Annotated in this window: 1 protein-coding gene; it reads left to right on the forward strand. The window is 73.1% G+C overall.

Going from position 1 to position 1522, the window contains the following annotated elements:
* Positions 1 to 59: 59 nt before the first annotated feature.
* Positions 60 to 1522, forward strand: a 1463-nt coding sequence (locus AC5L34_RS29450) for an amino acid adenylation domain-containing protein (RefSeq protein ID WP_494827911.1), incomplete at its 3' end; no start/stop codon positions are given.

The following is a 1522-nucleotide window of genomic DNA, read 5'->3' on the forward strand; positions in this document are numbered from 1 at the left end:
CCTTCGACAAACTCGTCGAACACACCAGACCCACCCGCGACCCCCACACCCCACCCCTCATCCAAACCGTCTTCACCACCATGGACGGCGACGATCCGGTGCCGCTGCACACCGCCACGATGCGGCCGCTGCCGATCGACGAAGGGGTCGCGAAGTTCGACCTGACCGTCCAGGTGCAGGTGGAGCCGGACGTGGTCCGGGTGCTCTTCGACTACGCCTGCGACCTGTACGAGCCCGCCACGATGGCCGGGCTGGCCGACAGCTACCGCGCCCTGGTCGCCGCCGTGCTGGCCGATCCGGACCGGCCCCTGTCCACCGTGGTCGCGGTCACGGACGCGCAGCGCGAGCGGCTCGCCGCGCTGGTCGCCGCTCCGGTCGCGGTCCCGCCCGGCGACGCGGGATGCGTGCCGCGGCTGGTGGCCGAGGCGGCGGCGCGGCATCCGGACGTGACGGCGGTGGTCGACGGGGCGGGGGCGATCACCTACCGCGAACTCGACGAGTGGTCCAACCACCTCGCCCACCAACTCCTGCGACACGGCGCCCGACCCGACCACCCCATCGCCGTCAGCCTCCCACCCGGCACCCCCGCCATCACCGCCATGCTCGCCGTCCTCAAGACCGGCGCCGCCTACCTCCCCATCGACCCCACCACACCACCCGCACGCCGACACCACCTCATCACCAACTCCGCCGTCACCATCCTCATCACCGAACACCCCCACGACACCGACACACCCCCCGGCGTCATCGCCCTCGCCCCGGGCTCGGTACCGGTCGCGGGCGCGATCGCACCGCCTGCGATGGACATCCACCCGGAGCAGGTGGCGTACGTCATCCACACCTCCGGGTCCACGGGGAGCCCCAAGGGCGTCATGGTCCCCCACCGGGCGCTGACCAACCTGGTGCACTGGCACCTGGACACCCACCCGACGGGCCCCGGCCAGCGCCACGGCCAGGTGGCGAGCCTCGGCTTCGACGCCGCGATCTGGGAGATCTGGCCGGCGCTGGTCAGCGGCGCCACCCTGCACGTCGCCGACCCCGCCGACCGCCTCGACCCCGCCGCGCTGCACGACTGGCTCGTCCGCCAGGGCGTCACGACGACGTTCCTGCCGACCCCGATCGCGGAGGCCGTCCTGCGGCTGCCCACCCCGTCGACCAGCCGGCTGCACAAGATATTCACCGGCGGGGACGCGCTCACCACCCGGCCGTCCGCGCAGGCGCCGTACACCCTGTTCAACATCTACGGGCCCACGGAGACCACCGTCGCCGTCACCGTCGGCCCCGTGGGTCCCGACGGCGTCCACCGGCCCGACCTCGGCACCCCCATCGCCGGCGCCCGCATCTACCTGGTGGACGCCGACCTGCAACTCGTCCCGCCCGGGGCACCCGGCGAGGTCTGCGTCGCCGGTGACGTGGTCAGCCGCGGCTATCTGAACAAGCCCGGACAGACGGCGGAGCGGTTCCTGCCCGACCCCCACGCCACCACACCCGGCAGCCGCCTCTACCGCACCGGCGACCTCTG

It is taken from the genome of Micromonospora sp. ZG13 (assembly GCF_059359355.1).